Genomic DNA, 16005 nt, shown 5'->3' with positions numbered 1-16005 from the left:
TGCCACGGCGCGCCTCGCCTCCCGGCGGCCCTCTGCAGGGCCGCCCCGCCCCAGAGGCTCGCACCGGCATGGCCGACGGCCGCGCAGAGGGGGGCGCCCAAGCTCGCCGCCGGGCGGCGCCTGGCGGTCCTGCGCGAGGGGTTCGCCCGATGATCGCCCAGTTCGGCGTCTTCGGCCCCGCCTACGCTTTCGTGGACGCGCGGCTGGACCTGTTTCTCGGCGAGAGCCTCCCGCGCGTCGCGGCCGAGGCCGCGGGGCCCACACGCGCCGCGCTGGTGCTCTACGTCCTGCTCTACGGCGTCGCGATCCTCCGCGGGGCTATCGCGGAGCCGATCCTCGATTTCGCCGTCCGCTCGGTGAAGCTCGCCATCGTCCACCAGCTCGCCACCACGTCGGCGTACGGCGACTGGGTGACGGTCCCACTGTTCCATCTGCTGCCCGATGCCCTGGCGCAGGCGGTCAGCGGAACGCGCGGCTCGGACGCGGGCGCGGCCTTCGACGACTTCCTCGCGCGCGCCGGCTACCTCGGCCAGAAGGCGGCGGCGGCCGCCACCGCCTTCGACTGGCTACCGCTGGTGGTGTCCGCCATCGTCCTGGCGGTGGGAGCGCTCGCCGCCGCCCTCGGCTTCGGCGTCGTTCTGCTCGCCAAGACCGCCCTCGCCCTGCTGGTGGCGCTCGGCCCGATCTTCGTGGCGTGCGCGCTGTTCGAGGCGACGCGCCGGTTCTTCTTCGGCTGGCTCGCCCAGGCCGTGAACTACCTGGTCCTCTTCGCCCTGATCCTGGCGGTCTTCCAGCTGGTGCTGGCGCTGGTGGCGGACCGCTGGGCGGACCTCGACGGCCAGGACCCGGTGCTGGCGGGCCTGCTGTTCACCGCCCTCAGCCTGCTCGCCGCGATCTTCTTCCTTCAGACGCCCGCCATAGCCGCCGGGGTTGCGGGCGGCGCCAGCCTCGGCCTGGCCGATTTCGGCGCGGCCGCGGGCCTGCGCGGCCACACCGCCGTCCACACGCGCCCCGCCGGCGCGGGCGGACGGCCGCAGACCCGCCGCGAAGGCGGGACCGTCCGTCCCATCGGAGCCCCTGCATGACAAGATCCCTGTTCGTCCTCGGGCTCGCCCTGGCGACGCTCACCGCCTGCGCGAGCCCCCGGGACACCGCGCCCGGCTGCCGCGGTCGCCTGCGGCCGGCCAATCCGAATGGCTCGGTGCTGTCGCCCGGCGCGCCCGCGCCGGCGCTCTCCGCCAGCCCCGCCGCCGCCTGCCTGGCGTGGCGCCCATGACGGTGGAACGGGGCGGGCTCGGCGCCTACTTCCGGGAGGCGGCGACGTGGGACCATGATCGGCTGCGCCGCGCCGAGCGCTCTCGCCGCCTGGCCTGGTGCGTGGCCGGCGCGGCGGCGCTCCTGGCGAGCTGCGCCGTCCTGGCCGTGGCGGCGCTCACCCCGCTGAAGACGGTCGAGCCCTATGTGGTCCGCGTGGACCGCGCCACGGGGGCGGTGGAGGTCATCCGCGGCCTCGAGGGCGCGCCCGTCGACCCGGAGGAAGCGGTCACCCGCAGCTTCCTGGCGACCTACGTCCGGGCCCGGGAAGGCTGGCTGCTCGCCGCGGCGGAGGCGAATTTCCGCCAGGTCTCGATCATGTCGACGCCCGAAGAGCAGCAGCGCTGGGCCGCGGCCTTCCGGCCCTCCAACCCGCTGAGCCCGCAGGTGCGGCTGGGCGTGGCTGGCGAGGCCCACGCGGAGATCCGCGCGATCAGCTTCGTCGCCCCGAAGGTGGCCAACGTCCGCTTCCGCCGCCTGGTCCGCCGTGGCGCCGAGGCCGAGGAGAGCGACTGGATCGCCACGGTCGCCTTCACCTACGCCCGCGCGCCGATGTCCGAGGCCGATCGGCTGCGCAACCCTCTGGGCTTCCAGGTCTCCAGCTATCGCGCCGACCCCGAGGTGGTGAAATGAACCGGCTCCCCCCATGCGCCGTCGCAGCCCTCATGCTCGCGCTCGCCGCCCCGCAGGCCCTGGCGCAGGCCAAGCCGCCTAAGGACGATCCCCGCATCCGCACCGTGGACTACGCCCCAGGCCAGGTGGTGCGGATCGCCGGCGCCCCGCGCACCGCCACCCAGGTGCGGTTCGCGCCCGGGGAAACGGTCCGCCACGTGGCGCTCGGTGACGCCGCCGCCTGGGAAGCGGCCCCGGAGGGGGATGTCCTCTTCCTGCGCCCCACCCACATGGCGGCCGCCACCAACCTCCTGGTCACCACCGAAGGGCCTTCCGGCGCACGTCATTACGCCTTCGAGCTGGTCGCGCGGCCTCGGCCGGGGACGACAACGGCGGGAGTCTACGTCCTGCAGTTCCGCTACCCGGCCGAGGCCGGTCGCGCCCTGGCCCGCGCCCTCGACGCGGAGGCCGAGGCGCTGCAAGCCCGTGTGCTGCAGTTCCGCGTGGAACAGGCCGCCCTGGAGGGGCCCCGCAACCTGGCCTACGTCCTGCAGGGTTCCGAGGGGATCGCCCCCTCCGAGGTGACCGACAACGGTCGCTTTACCGTCCTGCGCTTCCCGGGCGCCCGCCCGATGCCCGCCGCCTATGTGGTCTCCCCGGACGGTTCGGAGCGCCTCGCCCGCTCCGACGTGCGCGGCGAGTTCCTGGTGGTGCACGAGACCGCGCGTCGCCTGCGGCTGCGCCTAGGCCGCGAGGTGGTCTGCATCGTCAACGCCGCCCCACCGCAGGACGAGGCTGCGACGCGCCCCACCCGCACAGCCTCGCCGGACGTGGCGCGCACCGCCAAGGACCGGACGCCGTGAGCGGCCCGCCCTCCGGCGACGATGACGCCGACCTGCCGCTGGACCGGGCCCTTTCGCCGGTCGCTGGCCGGCTCTCCGGCCGTCGTGGGCGGCTGATGGCGGTGGCCGGGCTCGGCTTCGGCTGCGTGGCGCTGGCCGCCACGGCCTGGCGCGCCGACCGGCCGGCGGACCTCCCCGCGCCGGACACCCCGGCCCGGCAGGTGGTGGCGTTCGAGTCCGCCGCGCCCCTGCCTGCACCGGCGCCCGAGCCTGCCCCGGAGCAGGACGGGAACCCCGCCACGCCTCGGACCCGCATCCCCGCCCCCATCCCCGCCCCCGCCCCCGCCTTCGCGCCTCTACCCGCGATGGCGATCACGCCCACCCCACCGCCCCCGCCCCCGCCCCCGCCCCTTCTGGCCTACGTGGCGCAAAGGCGTCCCGACGGGCCGCTCGCCCCGCGCCCGATGGTTGCGCCAGAGCGGCCGACCGCGCCGAGCGAGCTGGAGGCGCTGCGCCAGGGCTCCCGCATCGGCGGGGCGGCGGCCCGCCGCCTAAGCGACCGCAGCTTCCTGATCCTCGCCGGCTCGGCCATTCCGTGCATCCTTCAGACCGCCATCGACACGTCCACGGCGGGGCACGTCACCTGCCAGGTCGCCGCGGACATCTGGTCCGACAATGGCGCCGTCGTGCTTCTGGACCGGGGCACGCGGGTGCTGGGCGAATACCGGGCGGGAATGCGCCAGGGCGACCGCCGCGTCTTCGTGCTCTGGACGAGGGCGGTGACGCCTGACGGGGTGGCCGTCGACCTGGCCTCCCCGGGCGCGGACGCGTTGGGCCGGGCCGGTCTCGGGGGCGAGGTGGACACCCGCTTCCGGGAGCGGTTCGGCGCGGCCCTGCTGCTCTCGGTGGTGGACGAGGCCGCGGCTGCAGCCATCCCCCGATCGGACGAGGCCGCCAGCATCCGGCTCCCGTCGCAGGCGGCGGCCATGGCGGTGGAAGGCTCGGCGGGACTGCGTCCGACCCTGCGCAAGGCGCAGGGGGCCGAGATCACCATCCTGGCGGCCCAGGACCTGGACTTCTCTGGCGTGTACGGCCTCGAGGCGCGCGAACCGTGAACGCGGGCACGGCCGTCCTAGAGCACTACCTCGCCCCGCTGCGGCCGCACCTGGCGGCCGAAGGCGTCACCGAGGTGGTGGTGAACCGTCCCGGCGAGGTGGGGGTGGAGCGCTACGGCGTCTGGGACTGGCGCGAGGCGCCACAGCTCACCGAGGACTGGCTCCGCCCCCTGGCCGTGGCGGCGGCCGCCGCCACCCGCCAGGACGTCTCCGCCGAACGGCCGATCTGCTCGACGACACTGCCCGGCGGAGAGCGGTGTCAGGTGGTGCTGCCGCCGGCGGCCGAAACCGTCTCGCTCACCTTCCGCAGGCCTTCCGCGGCGACCCTCAGCCTCGACGAACTCGCAGCGCAGGGGCTGTTCCGCCAGGTCGCCCGGGGCGCCCCGCACCTGCGGCCGCATGAGGCTGAGCTCGTGGCGCTGCGCGATGCGGGCGACTGGCCAGGCTTCCTCGCGGCCGCGGTTCGGGCGCGCCGCAACATCCTGGTCTCCGGAGCGACCGGCTCGGGCAAGACCACGCTCGCCAAGGCCCTGGTCCGCCACATCCCCGAGACGGAGCGCGTGATCACCATCGAAGACACCCGCGAGCTCGCCCTGCCCCACCGCAACGCCGTTCGCCTGCTCTACGCCAAGGACGGCCAGGGCCAGGCGCGGGTCGCGCCGCGGGACCTGCTGGAGAGCGCGCTGCGCATGCGGCCCGACCGGATCCTGCTGCAGGAGCTGCGCGACGCAACGGCCTTCCACTACCTGCGCACCGTCAATACCGGCCACCCAGGCTCGATCACCACCGTCCATGCCGACAGCGCCCGGCTGGCCTTCGAGCAGCTCACCCTGATGGTCAAGGAGAGTGAAGCCGGCCGCGATCTCGCCCGCGACGACATCCGCGGCCTGCTCCACGCCCTGGTGGACATCGTCGTGCAGATGCGCCGCGCCGACGGCCGGTTCCAGGTCAGCGAGATCTGGCATGAGCCCCTCCCCGCCCGCCACGCCGCAGGCTAGGGCGGCGCTTGCCGCCGCAGCGCTCGCCGTCTGGGCCGCGCTGGGACTCGCCGTCGCCCTTGCCGGTCTCGAGCGCCTCGCGCCCGCCAGCCAGGCCCCGGCCGCGGCGGCGGCCTGGCTCTGGACCTGGCGGGACCATCCCGAGGTCCGGCTGTGGCTGGCTCGGGGCGCCGCTGCCTCGAGCCTCGTCCTGGTCGCCGCCACGGCGCTAGCCGCAGAGGCGGCGCGCCGGCCGCTGCACGGCGCCGCACGCTGGGCCGGCGAGGCCGACATTCGCAAGGCCAGACTGCGCGCCCGGCGCGGCATCGTGCTCGGGCGCCAGGGCGGCCGCCTCCTGGTGTTCGGCGGGCCGGAGCACGTGGCGCTCTACGCCCCCACCCGCACCGGCAAGGGCGTGGGGGTGGTGATCCCCAACCTGCTCACCTGGCCGGACTCGGTGGTGGTGCTGGACATCAAGCGGGAGAACTGGGACGCCACCGCCGGCTTCCGCGCGGCGCGGGGCCAGGCCGTCTTCCTCTTCGACCCGCTCGACCCCGAGGGCCGCACCGCGCGCTTCAACCCGCTCGGCCACATCGAGCGCTCGGACCCCGTCGCTGTCGTCGACGAACTGCAGCGGATCGCCGCCATGCTGTTCCCCGCCCCGGCGGCCGCCGATCCCTTCTGGGCGGAGTCCGCCCGCACCGGCTTTGTCGGCGTCGGCGCCTACCTCGCCGAGACCCCGGAGCTCCCGTTCGACCTCGGCACGCTCTACGCCGAGCTCGTGCGCGGCGATCCCCGGACGCGGTTCCCGCGCCTGGCCGCCGCCCGCAAGGCGGAGGGCCGGCCGCTCTCCGCCGGCGCGGTCCGGGCCCTCACCGACTTCTGCAGTGCGTCCGAGAACACCTTCGCGTCCATCCGCCAGACGCTCACGTCACGCCTGAACCTGTGGCTCAACCCCAGGGTCTGCGCAGCCACGGCGGCGAGCGACTTCGACCTGCGCACCCTGCGCGACCGGCCGACCTCGATTTATCTCGCCACCTCGCCGGAAAACCTTTCGCGGGTGGCGCCGCTCTATAACCTGCTGCTGCAGCAACTGGTGGACGGCCTCTGCCGCGAACGCCCCTCCAGGGACCGCCCCCAGCTGGAGGTGCTCGTCCTGCTCGACGAGTTCGCCCGTCTCGGCCACGCCAGCGTGCTGGCCAAAGGCTTCGCTTACGTGGCCGGCTATGGGCTGCGGATGCTTCCGGTGCTGCAGAGCCCGGCGCAGCTGCGGGGCGAATACGGCGCGGACCTGGCCGAGGAGATCCTCGCCAACTGCGCGGTCGAGGTGGTCTTCGCGCCCAAGGGGCTCCGGCTGGCGGCCGAACTTTCCGAACGGCTCGGCTACGCCACCGTCCGCAGCGCCGCCCGCACGCGCCCGGCGGGGCTCGCCGCCGGGCGGCGCACCCTCAGCGAGACCGACCAGCGCCGCGCCCTGATGCTCCCCCAGGAGCTGATGCGTCTTCCGTCGGACCGGCTCATCGTGCTCAAAGCCGGCGCCCCGCCCGTGCTTGGCCGGAAGATCGCCTACTACCGCGACCCGACCTTCGCCCGCCGTGTGGTCCCGCCGCCGATCGTGGCCCCCATCGCCGCCCCTGACCCGCGGCCAAGCGACGAGCCGGAAGACCTGGCCATCGACCCGCTCGCCCTCGCCGCCCTGGCGCCTGCGGGCGCCGCGGACCTCGCCCCGCCCCCTGACGAGGCGCCTGTGGCGGAGGTCGAGGCCTGGGTGGCGCGGTTCATCGATGCGGCCGCCCGCGCCCCCGCGGAGACCCGAGATGCCCGCTGAACGCACCAACCGGCTGGAGGCGGAGGCCTACCCCCGGCCGCACAGCCTCGGCGACGCGCCGGAGGCCGTCCGCCGGCGCTACCTCGTGGAGCGCGGGCCCGGCCGGAGCCTCGGCTACTTCGTCGACGCCGTCGCGCCGACGCCCGCCTTCCGCGACAAGGGCCGTCGCCTGACCACCGAACGTAACGACCCGCACGTGGTCCGGGACGTGGTGGCGATCGCCGCGCACCGCGGCTGGACGGCCGTTCGCGTGACGGGCGCGCCACCGTTCCGACGGGAGGTCTGGCTCGCCGCTCGCGCTCGGGATATCGAGGTCCGGGGCTACCGCCCCACCGAGCGTGACCTCCAGGCGCTGGAGCGGACCCGCCGCCCGGCCGCAGAGCCGCCGCTTCCCGCCGCAGCGCAGGCGACCCTCGACGCCGCCGCGACGGTCATCCGGGGGCGTATCGCCGAGCCCGCCGTCGCGGCCCGACTGATGTCCGCCGCCCGCGAGCGGATCCTGCGGTGGCTGGAACGCGGCGCCACCTTCGAGCCGGGCCCGCCGCGCCGTCCGCCCCACGAAAGGTCAAGGTGACGCGATGCTGATGCGCGGTGACGGGTCCTCGCACGTCATGAGAAGTCCCTGCTCCCGATCACCCGCGCTGCAGCGCCGCACCTTGCACAGGCCCGGCCCAGGCGACGCCGGCCGCAGCCGCAGCGGGGGTCGGGTCCGCCTCGTCCATTATCCTTCCGCTCCCGGAGAGACCTGGTTCCGCCTCGTGGGCCTGCTCCAAGGGCCCGTCCCCCACCCTTGTCGCCGCACCACCGCGAGGCGGCGCAAGAGCAGACGACGCAGGACGCTCCTGCGTTGCGCGTTCAGCGCTCCATCCCCTGACGGGCGGCGGCACGTTCCTGCGCCGCCCGAAGGGCGCGGGCCAGGACAAGGCGGCGGCTATCCGGCGCCGGCATCTCGCGGACGAAGCGCTCCACGTCCCGCCCCAGGCGTCGGTCGCCGGGATCCTCGGACGCCTGCAGCAGCCTCGCTTGCGCCAGATAGAGCCGCCGCACCACCTGCTGCCGCGCCTGGATCGCCCGGTCCCAGGCCTCGAGGCCTGCGCCGCCGCCCATCGCTCCCGCAGCGTCCACCAGCGCCGAGCGCAGCCGCGCCGGGAGCGGCCCGGCTCCGGCCTCGAAGCGCTCGCGTATCTTCCGCAGCGGCGTCCGTTCGGCCTTACGGGTGACGCCGCGGGCGCGCCGTGGCGTCGCCTCCGCATCGACCCCTCGATCCCGCAGCGCCTGCGCGAACATCTGCCGCCACGCTTCCAGGTCGGCCTTGCGTGGGTTCAGGCGCCGTCCATCGTCGCCGCGCGCCCGCACCGCTACATGCACGTGCGGATGGTCGGCGTCCGTGTGCAGGACGAGCACGTAGTCATGGCCCTCGAACGCCTGCTCAGCGAAGGCCGCCGCCGCCGCGGTCAGGCGCAGCGGGTCGGTGCGCCTGGGCATGGAGAGCACCACGCCGACGCTCATGGGCGAGTTCGCCCGCCGCCGCGGGTCCAACAGGTCCACCGCCGACCAGCCCTCCGCCAGCTCACGCACCTCCTGCCGGCCGCACACCTCCACACCGTTTCGTGTCAGGACCACCAGTTGCCCGTTCCGGGTCAGATACTCGAGATGTGACCGCAAGTGGACCGGGTCACGGGTGCGACCGGTCACCTTCACCACCACCTCCGGCGCGCCGCGCGCCAGGCGCGCCAGGCGCTCACGCAGGTCGTAGCCCGCCCACCAGGACGGACCTGGCGCCTCCAGACGAACCCGTCGCGCGCCACTGGGCGGACGCCAGACTTCCTCGAAGCCGCGGACCGTCCGGAACTCCTTCACCGCTCCGCGTCCCAGTAGGCCAGGTTCCCCTCGAACGCCGCGTGCAGCCCGACCAGACCGGCCCGCAACTCCCGCCGGAAGGCCTCGATGGCGGCCACCTCCAGCTCGAGCCCGCGGCCCCCCGCCACGGCGGTGTTCAGCGCCCGTGCGATCTGGTTCGCGTTCACGCCGATCCGGTGGACCTCGGCCGCCACTCCCAGGAGCGCCGCGGCCTGGCGGGGTGGAAGTCGCGGCCGCCCGGCGACCCGTCGGGCGACGAGCGCCGCGATCCAGCCGGAGGGGCTGAGGCACATCTCCTGAGCTTCACGGCGCACGGCCTCGGCGTCCCCCGCCCGGAGGCGCACGAGAAAGCGCCCCCCATTCCGCGGGTCGGCCGACGAGGACCCGGCGGCGGGAGCACCACACCCCTCCGCCTCGATCAGCTGGCGAAGGCGGGCGGAGCGCCCGCCCTTCGCCGCCGCCGCCGCGTCGAAATGCGCGGCCTGTCTCTCCGACACGCGGACGCTGAACGTCGGCAACGCAGACTTCCCAACTAGCCAGTGCGGCGAGCCGCGCCGCACCCGGTACGCTGGGGATCTTCCGGGCCGCTGGGAAGGCGTAGCCGACAGCCAGCCCGTTTCGCAGGGGCGGGCTCTTGCTGGACACGCGCCGCCTAGCCAGTCGGGATGGTGGCGCCTCAAGAACGGGCGCAGGTCACCTGGCGGAGCTGCAGGCGTCCCAACGCGGGCGGGCCGTGCGCGAGCACAAAGCAGCCTTCGAAGCGCTCGCCGAAGCCTGGCCCAGATCACCGCCGAGCTCACCCAAGTAGCGGCGGCCTTGATCACAGGCCGGCTTCGTCGCCAACGGCATCTCGACGGAAGCCGGGCCTGCGAAGGCGGGCCGGACGCCCCCCAAACCTCGGCTGCAGCTCGCCACTGTTGCTTGGCAGGGGGCGGCCGCCGGCCGGGAGCGCTATCTCGGCAACCTTCCCTGTCTCACAAGTACTGAGCAGGGGCGCAACAGTCAGGCATCGGCGCGGCGCCCCGCCCCCGTGCGCTAGGCACTAGATGTTCGACTTTAGACGGCCCATCAAGGTGAGGAACTGGTCCACCTCGCGCCGGGTGAGTGACTTTCGCGGATCGTCGTTCGCGATCTCCGACCGGAAGCAGAACTCCAAACAAGCATGCACCAGGGCTAGGGCAGCTGGGCTCCCGATCGCTCTCGCTCGGATGGCAAGCAATTGCGCAATCTCCTGATGCATAGCGCGATCATATCTTCGTTCGTCGAACCCGCTACACACCAGGCGTCGAGCAAACTCGCGCGCTGGATGTGGCTGACTGAGCACCCTGCTTCGAACGCCTAGCCCCCAGGACCGCCAGCCCACAGGCTCGATGACCAGGCCTTAGCAGGCCCCGTCTCTGCCCTGCTTTCTGAGGGTCTACTCTGCGCCAGAAGCAGACATTGGGGCCCCGGCTCAGAAGCTGAGGTTCCGCCTGCATATCGTGGCGCCGCTCACCTGCCCTGCTGAAGGTCAGCTGTGGGTCGATAGCGGTCGTTCGCTTCCGCGCTGGAAGCGGCCGCTACAGCCGCCGCCCCGTCCACCCCGCCTAGCCACGTCTCAGGCGGCAGTTCGTCAGGCTCGTGCGAGCTAAGACAACTGCTCGTCGCTGTTTTGCGTGGCGCAGGCCCTACTCTCAGCCGACTTACCCGTTACGAATAGTGCCGGCCAGCCCTTACGCGCGGCAGCTTGACGCACGCGCCCCGACCGCTTCAAAGCGCAGGCGGGCTCTCGTGATGGACGCAGGCCCAGGCCGTGAGCTAGTGCCGGAGCGCTGAACCTGCCAACATGGATGCCGCTAGCGAGTTGTGAGGCGCGCAACGATCTCCAGCCGTTTAGGGGGTCGTGCTCATGCCGCAGTACTTCCTCCACACGCACAGCTCCTCAGACATCTTGGGCAGGTTGGCGTGCAGGTCGCGCACGACCCGAGGGCAGGTGTGGAGCCGACGCGGACCGGCTGAGCTACTCTTTGCTGATCCGGCGGCCTTTCTGAAGACGGCGCCTTGGCGTGTCACGGTCGCCACTGCATATGGACAAGCCATTCATCAGATCTCTCTCGTTGGTCGCGTCCGAAGTCGGAGGGATCTGACGGTGAACACGCGCATCGTTCAGCGCTCGCCTGAGCTATGTGCTTGCTTCTCGAGTGCGCTGCCAACTGCGAGGTACTGCCTGAGAACTGCCTTCAGCAGAAGCTCCCGCATGGCGGTAGCGCGAGGACCATGCTGCTGCGCGACACGTAGCGAGTGGCCGACGTTGTCGATCCAACCCATTTCGATCAGCGTCGCCACTTTTCGCCTGGCTGTCTCACGCGGCATCCCGAGTGAGTCCGCGATGGACCTAACGTTAGTCGTCAGGCTGGGAAGTTCAGCCCCAAGGCCCGCTGCGAGGTCCTCATAACTGAGGCTCTGAAAATCCTGATGCTCAACAGTCCTAAGCGCGACTGCGAGCATGATGAGATAGAGGTCTACGTCCCCGCCACCCTCACTTCGAGCAGCCGAGAGGCACTCAAGCGTCGAGCCTAAAACGTCCTTAGCGATTACCGGCCAAACTGCTTTGAGGTCTTCGATAGATGGCTGGGGCTTCATCGGGACGAGCCTCCGTTCAGCCGGATCGCCAACAAGCGAGCGGACTGCTCCACACCTACAGATCGGTTCTGTGCCGGCCAGCTACCTTATATCAAGCGTGACACGAAACGAACGAGCCCACAATCTCGAGAGCGTGAGACAACTTCTGCAGCCACAATCGTATCTCGGCTTGAAGGTTCTCAGCAGCGCTTACAAGGACCAGTCCGCTTGCCTATGCCACGACGGATGTCTGCTTGTCGGCGGCGGGTTTGCGCGGTTCAAGAGCGACCATGCGGACCTACACACTCGGCATCACCGGGGCGAACGGCCACCAGCACACGACGCTGACCACGTTCGGCCATGAAGCAATGGCCATCGCCGACGATGCGCCACGTACTGACGGCGGAACATACCTCCGTGGCCATCGGGCGAGGCGCTGACGACGTCGTGGAGTTCCTGGGGGCCTGGGACTGGTGCGAGGGGCAGCCTCCCGGGTGCTCGGCCAGCACCTGCCGGCACTGCTCATAGACCGTCGGGTCGTCCCTCGGCGTTTCGCGTGACTTCCACCCCGCCACCTCGCGGCCCCGCGGCCATCCGCCGTCCCGATAGCCGATGAGGGCGCCGGACGCCGCGTAGTGCAGCACATGCGGCTCCACCCCCTCCTGGCGGTAGACCATTCCCCCAGGAGGGCGTGCATCTTCTGCGGTTCGAGCAGGCCCTGTCCCCAGGTGACGGAGTGCCCGAGGACGAGCATGCGCGGCCGGTCTTGGCGCCCTGCCGCCAAGCCATGGTGCCGCCGCAAGCGCTCCCAGCAAATTGCGTGGATCCATCCGTCCGTCCTCCGGCTGCGTCCTAGTGCGAAAGGGAAACCGCCTTGCCCTTCTCGACGGCCGCTGCCTTGAGGCCGATGCACTCGGCCTGCCGGGGCTCACGGGCGAAGCTATCGAGGTTGGCGGCGACGGCGTCACGCTCCACACGCCCGAACTTCTGATAGGGCGGCGGTGACTTGAGCCGCACCCCGAGCGCCGCCCACCCGCGCGCGTCGCCCTTCACCGGCGTCGGGAACATGTGGTCCGCCACCCCCTGCCAAACGGCCTGGCAGCCCGTCGCGTCGGCAGGGACATCGGTCGTGACGAATTCCGGCTTGGCGGTGCCGAGGCCCTTGACGCGAAGCGCCCCGGCCAGGTTGCCGAAGTCGGTGGTCGAGCCCACGTTGAACTCCTGCAGCGACCAGCGCCCGCCCCCTTCGCAAAGCCAGCCCTCGCAGCTGATCTTGAAGGGGATGGTGCGGAGCTTGTTGCGGTTCGTGTGGGTGTGACCCGAGACGAACAGCGCCGCAGACTGGCGCGGCTGCTGGGTGTCCGGATCGACGAACAGGTCGGCAATCCAGCTGGTTCGCAGGCGCCACGCGACGATCGCCGCCCGGGGATCGTGACGCTATCGCGAGCCTCAGCACGGGCGTAAACTTTCCGCTCGCGAAGCCGATCTTCTTCCGCGGGCTAAGCGCCACCCAATGCGCTTCGATCACCTACGGCGCCTTCCGCGACAATGTGCTGCTCTACCTCGACTGGGATGGCTTCGGGGCGCTCATCAAGGCGGCGGGGGGCGAGCTTCGTTGGGGGGACAAGCGGGAGCTCGGCCGAGCTCGCGCCATGCACCCCCGGCTTCGCCCTCCTTTGGTGCGCGGGCAGCTGCCGCTCGTCCACGTCGGACGTGCCCAGGCCATGGTTATGGATCCGAACTTCGTGGAAATGTTCTTCGACGGCGTGCGGCCCCGGACAATGGCCGAGCGCATCGTGGAGCATGCGGAGACGGCAGCGAGCGAAGCCTAAGCGTGGGGTGAAAGTGGGGGCGCGTGGCGCAAGGTGGGCAAGCGCCACTACTTTAAGAAGGACGGCAGGCCTCGGACCGATGGTGTAAGAGCGGAGCGTCCGAACAGCGTCTGGCGTGCGCCAGGAGCAGACATTCAGGTCGAGCGCAGAAGCAGACATCCAGCGCCTGATAAGGCCTAGTTCTCAGGCGTCAGCTGCCAGACTGCCCAGTGTCTTTGGCAGCCCCCTACGCAACGCTGGTCTCATGGCGGCTCGGGGGCAGTCCGTTTTGAGGCTTCCGTCGGTTCTGAGCGGACGCTGAGGCGAAGCGCCTGCTTCCAGAGGTTGGACACTCCGGGCTCGTAAGCAGCTGCAGATACATGGTGCGTCAAACACGCGCATCTCCATTGCACTAGTTGCAACTGCCGCGACAGCCCTGTTGACCACCAAGACCGACGCTCGACAGCAAATAAACTCGGCAGGCGCGCTGAGGTTGTCTTAGCAGGATAAGTAGCCTTCCTCAGACAGGCCTCCGCGCGACACAAGCTCAGGACCATAAGCATTTCTGTAACCATCTCGGATCTGGTATCGCGTGACCACTCCGGGAGAGAGCCTTGCTTAGAGATACCAAGATCACCCGAAAACTCATGGCTGCTTTTGCGGCCGTTATCATCGTCTCGACAGCCGGTAATGCTATGGTCTTCGCCAAGCTGCACACGATCGAGTTGGCCGCGGAGAAGAACGACCGCACCTATGACCTCTCGATGGACGTGCAAACAATGCTGCGAGGCTTGGTTGAGCAGCAAAATGCGGTGCGGGGTTTCGTGATCTCTGGCGGGGATCCTTCGTTCGAGAAAACCTACAATGAGCACCGCGCCAGCGTGGACGGCGCCATGCAGCGCTTCGTGGAGAAAACCGCCAGCCCCGAGCAGAGGGCCCGAGTCGAAAAGCTCCAGAAGCAATTCGCTGAATGGCGGGTCGAGAACGCCGAGCGCCCGCTGGAGCTCGCCCGTAACCCCGCTACCCAAGCCGAGGCTTTGGCTATGCTCGGCAAGAAGACGCTTGGGGAGCTCCGCGCCACCCTGGCTGAGATCGAGGCCGAGCAGAACAAGATCCAGAACGAGCGGATGGAGCTTCAGAAGTCTGCCGTCAGCCTAGCGAATCTCTTCCTGCTCGGCAGCGCGGTGCTCGCTATCGGAATCGCTGCCGCCATGGCCTGGCTCCTGTCGCGCCTGGTCGCCCGCCCTGTCGCTCACATGACGGATGTAATGCGGAAACTGGCAGCCGGCGACAATACGGTTGCCATCCCCGGCGCGGAGCGGCGCGACGAGATTGGCGAAATGGCGGGCGCAGTGCAGGCGTTCAAGGACGCAGCGATTGAGAAGCTGCGCTTGGAAGGAACGACGGCCGAGCAGGCCAGAGCGGCCGAGGAGGAGCGCAAGCGCCAAGAGGCCGCGAAGGCGGAAGCTGCGCGGCAACAGCATCAAGTGGTTGAAGGCATCGCCACCGGCCTCGAGAAGCTTGCGTCTGGCGATCTGATGTTCCGGCTCGAGCAGCCCTTTGCAGCCGATTACGAGAAGCTCCGGGCGGACTTCAACCGGGCGATGGGCGAATTGCAGGAAACCATCAAGGTGATCTCCAGCAATACCCGCACGATGCGCTCTGGGGCAGGAGAGATCAGCCGAGCTGCTGACGACCTCTCAAAGCGCACGGAGCAGCAGGCCGCGAGCTTGGAGGAGACCGCTGCGGCTCTAGACGAGATCACGGCCACTGTCCGCAAGACGGCCGAGGGCGCAAACCACGCCCGCGATGTGGTCAACACAGCCCGATCGGACGCGGAGCGCTCCGGCCAGATTGTGAGGCAGGCTGTTGGCGCAATGAGTGAGATCGAGAAATCGGCAGCTCAAATCAGCCAGATCATCGGGGTGATCGACGAGATCGCCTTCCAGACCAACCTGCTGGCCCTGAACGCCGGGGTCGAAGCGGCCCGGGCCGGCGACGCGGGCAAGGGCTTCGCCGTAGTGGCCTCGGAGGTGCGCGCGCTGGCCCAGCGCTCGGCCGACGCCGCCAAGGAGATCAAGACCCTGATCTCGGCCTCTACCGAGCAGGTCGGCCAGGGCGTGAGCCTGGTGGGCCAGACTGGCGAGGCGCTGAGCCGGATCGTGGCTCAGGTCGGCGACATCACGAGCGTCGTCGGCGAAATCGCCGCTTCGGCGCAGGAGCAAGCTACGGGGCTGCACCAAGTGAACACTGCCGTGAACCAGATGGATCAGGTGACACAGCAAAACGCCGCGATGGTTGAGCAGTCTACCGCCGCGAGCCGGAACCTTTCGGAGGAAGCAGAAGAACTGTCCCGCCTCGTCGGCAGGTTCAACGTTGGCCACGGCGCGGCAGCCACGGTGCCCGCACACCGTTCAGCTGCCGTCACGGCGCGAGGTACGACCCATACAGCGCTCAAGAACGTCTCGACACGCGCCAGCGGCGGAGGTGCGCTGCGAAAGCCCGACATCGACGCCCAAGCAGAGGCAGGAAGCTGGGAAGAGTTCTGATGGACGGTCGGGAGCTCATCTCGATCCGTGTCGGTGAGCAGCTGTTCGCGCTCGACATCATGACCGTGCGTGAGATCCGGGGCTGGTCGCGATCGACACCGTTGCCACATGCCCCGGGGTATTTGCTGGGCATGATCAACCTGCGCGGAGCGATCCTTCCGGTTTTGGACCTCTCTGGGCGGCTCGGCTTGGCTTCTCGCGAACCCGATAGCTCTTCCGTCGTGGTAGTGGCGGAGCTATCCGGCAGGGCAGTAGGCCTGCTCGTAGACGCAGTGTGCGACATCATCACGGTACAGCCTGAGCAGATCCAACCACCGCCGGATCTTGGCAGCACAAGCGGAGGCTTCGTGCACGGGGTGATCACGCTTGAGGCCGGTATAATTACGTTGCTAGACTTGACTGGTGCGCTGCCGGAGGGGGCGCTCGCCGCCTAACCTGAGGCGGCGTGCAGCACGGGTGACATCCGTAAGCCGGTCGAAGCCGGTGCTCAGAAGGT

At 70.4% G+C, this 16005-nt stretch carries 14 protein-coding genes; 11 read left to right on the top strand and 3 right to left on the bottom strand.

The features are described from left to right. Positions 1 to 149 precede the first annotated feature (149 nt). Genes VIL67_RS07650 through VIL67_RS07615 form a run of 8 tightly spaced genes read left to right on the top strand, consistent with a single transcriptional unit; the run spans position 150 to position 7262 of the window. Complete coding sequence (locus VIL67_RS07650) at positions 150 to 1085, top strand: TrbL/VirB6 family protein (protein WP_332048280.1); 936 nt, start codon at positions 150 to 152, stop codon at positions 1083 to 1085. After that, the gene (locus VIL67_RS07645; RefSeq protein WP_332048279.1) at positions 1082 to 1276 is read left to right on the top strand and encodes a hypothetical protein; all 195 of its coding nucleotides are present in this window, start codon (positions 1082 to 1084) and stop codon (positions 1274 to 1276) included. Before VIL67_RS07650 ends, VIL67_RS07645 begins: the two co-directional genes overlap by 4 nt. After that, on the top strand, positions 1273 to 1947 hold the full coding sequence (locus VIL67_RS07640; protein WP_332048278.1) for a VirB8 family type IV secretion system protein: 675 nt from the start codon (positions 1273 to 1275) through the stop codon (positions 1945 to 1947). The genes VIL67_RS07645 and VIL67_RS07640 overlap by 4 nt, the downstream gene beginning before the upstream one ends. Further along, positions 1944 to 2789, top strand: coding sequence for a TrbG/VirB9 family P-type conjugative transfer protein (locus VIL67_RS07635; RefSeq protein ID WP_332048277.1), 846 nt, complete (start codon positions 1944 to 1946; stop codon positions 2787 to 2789). Before VIL67_RS07640 ends, VIL67_RS07635 begins: the two co-directional genes overlap by 4 nt. Beyond that, positions 2786 to 3883 carry a TrbI/VirB10 family protein gene (locus VIL67_RS07630; RefSeq protein ID WP_332048276.1) on the top strand — a complete coding sequence of 366 codons (1098 nt, stop codon included), beginning with the start codon at positions 2786 to 2788 and terminating at the stop codon, positions 3881 to 3883. The genes VIL67_RS07635 and VIL67_RS07630 overlap by 4 nt, the downstream gene beginning before the upstream one ends. Further along, on the top strand, positions 3880 to 4881 hold the full coding sequence (gene virB11, locus VIL67_RS07625; RefSeq protein ID WP_332048275.1) for a P-type DNA transfer ATPase VirB11: 1002 nt from the start codon (positions 3880 to 3882) through the stop codon (positions 4879 to 4881). Before VIL67_RS07630 ends, virB11 begins: the two co-directional genes overlap by 4 nt. Then, a complete protein-coding gene (locus tag VIL67_RS07620) occupies positions 4847 to 6688 on the top strand; it encodes a type IV secretory system conjugative DNA transfer family protein (protein WP_332048274.1) in 1842 nt (613 codons plus the stop codon). Before virB11 ends, VIL67_RS07620 begins: the two co-directional genes overlap by 35 nt. Continuing rightward, on the top strand, positions 6678 to 7262 hold the full coding sequence (locus VIL67_RS07615; protein WP_332048273.1) for an LPD7 domain-containing protein: 585 nt from the start codon (positions 6678 to 6680) through the stop codon (positions 7260 to 7262). The genes VIL67_RS07620 and VIL67_RS07615 overlap by 11 nt, the downstream gene beginning before the upstream one ends. 281 nt (positions 7263 to 7543) lie before the next feature. Here the strand turns inward: VIL67_RS07615 and VIL67_RS07610 are convergent, their stop codons facing one another. The 3 genes from VIL67_RS07610 to VIL67_RS07600 all read right to left on the bottom strand — a co-directional run bounded on the left by VIL67_RS07610 (position 7544) and on the right by VIL67_RS07600 (position 12361). After that, the gene (locus VIL67_RS07610) at positions 7544 to 8548 is read right to left on the bottom strand and encodes a relaxase/mobilization nuclease domain-containing protein (RefSeq protein WP_332048272.1); all 1005 of its coding nucleotides are present in this window, start codon (positions 8546 to 8548) and stop codon (positions 7544 to 7546) included. Then, complete coding sequence (locus VIL67_RS07605) at positions 8545 to 8862, bottom strand: plasmid mobilization relaxosome protein MobC (RefSeq protein WP_332048271.1); 318 nt, start codon at positions 8860 to 8862, stop codon at positions 8545 to 8547. Before VIL67_RS07605 ends, VIL67_RS07610 begins: the two co-directional genes overlap by 4 nt. 3139 nt (positions 8863 to 12001) lie before the next feature. Then, the gene (locus tag VIL67_RS07600; RefSeq protein WP_332048270.1) at positions 12002 to 12361 is read right to left on the bottom strand and encodes a hypothetical protein; all 360 of its coding nucleotides are present in this window, start codon (positions 12359 to 12361) and stop codon (positions 12002 to 12004) included. A gap of 338 nt (positions 12362 to 12699) precedes the next feature. Between VIL67_RS07600 and VIL67_RS07595 the strand changes: the two genes are divergently transcribed. The 3 genes from VIL67_RS07595 to VIL67_RS07585 all read left to right on the top strand — a co-directional run bounded on the left by VIL67_RS07595 (position 12700) and on the right by VIL67_RS07585 (position 15943). Next, on the top strand, positions 12700 to 12981 hold the full coding sequence (locus VIL67_RS07595) for a hypothetical protein (RefSeq protein ID WP_332048269.1): 282 nt from the start codon (positions 12700 to 12702) through the stop codon (positions 12979 to 12981). A gap of 626 nt (positions 12982 to 13607) precedes the next feature. Beyond that, positions 13608 to 15509, top strand: a complete 1902-nt coding sequence (locus tag VIL67_RS07590; RefSeq protein ID WP_414696191.1) for a methyl-accepting chemotaxis protein — start codon at positions 13608 to 13610, stop codon at positions 15507 to 15509. Beyond that, on the top strand, positions 15509 to 15943 hold the full coding sequence (locus VIL67_RS07585) for a chemotaxis protein CheW (RefSeq protein WP_332048267.1): 435 nt from the start codon (positions 15509 to 15511) through the stop codon (positions 15941 to 15943). The genes VIL67_RS07590 and VIL67_RS07585 overlap by 1 nt, the downstream gene beginning before the upstream one ends. Positions 15944 to 16005: the final 62 nt, after the last annotated feature.

The organism is Phenylobacterium sp. (assembly GCF_036563385.1).
Lineage (GTDB): Bacteria > Pseudomonadota > Alphaproteobacteria > Caulobacterales > Caulobacteraceae > Phenylobacterium.
Note: the sequence above shows the minus strand (reverse complement) of the source record. Positions and strands in the feature narration are given on the sequence as shown.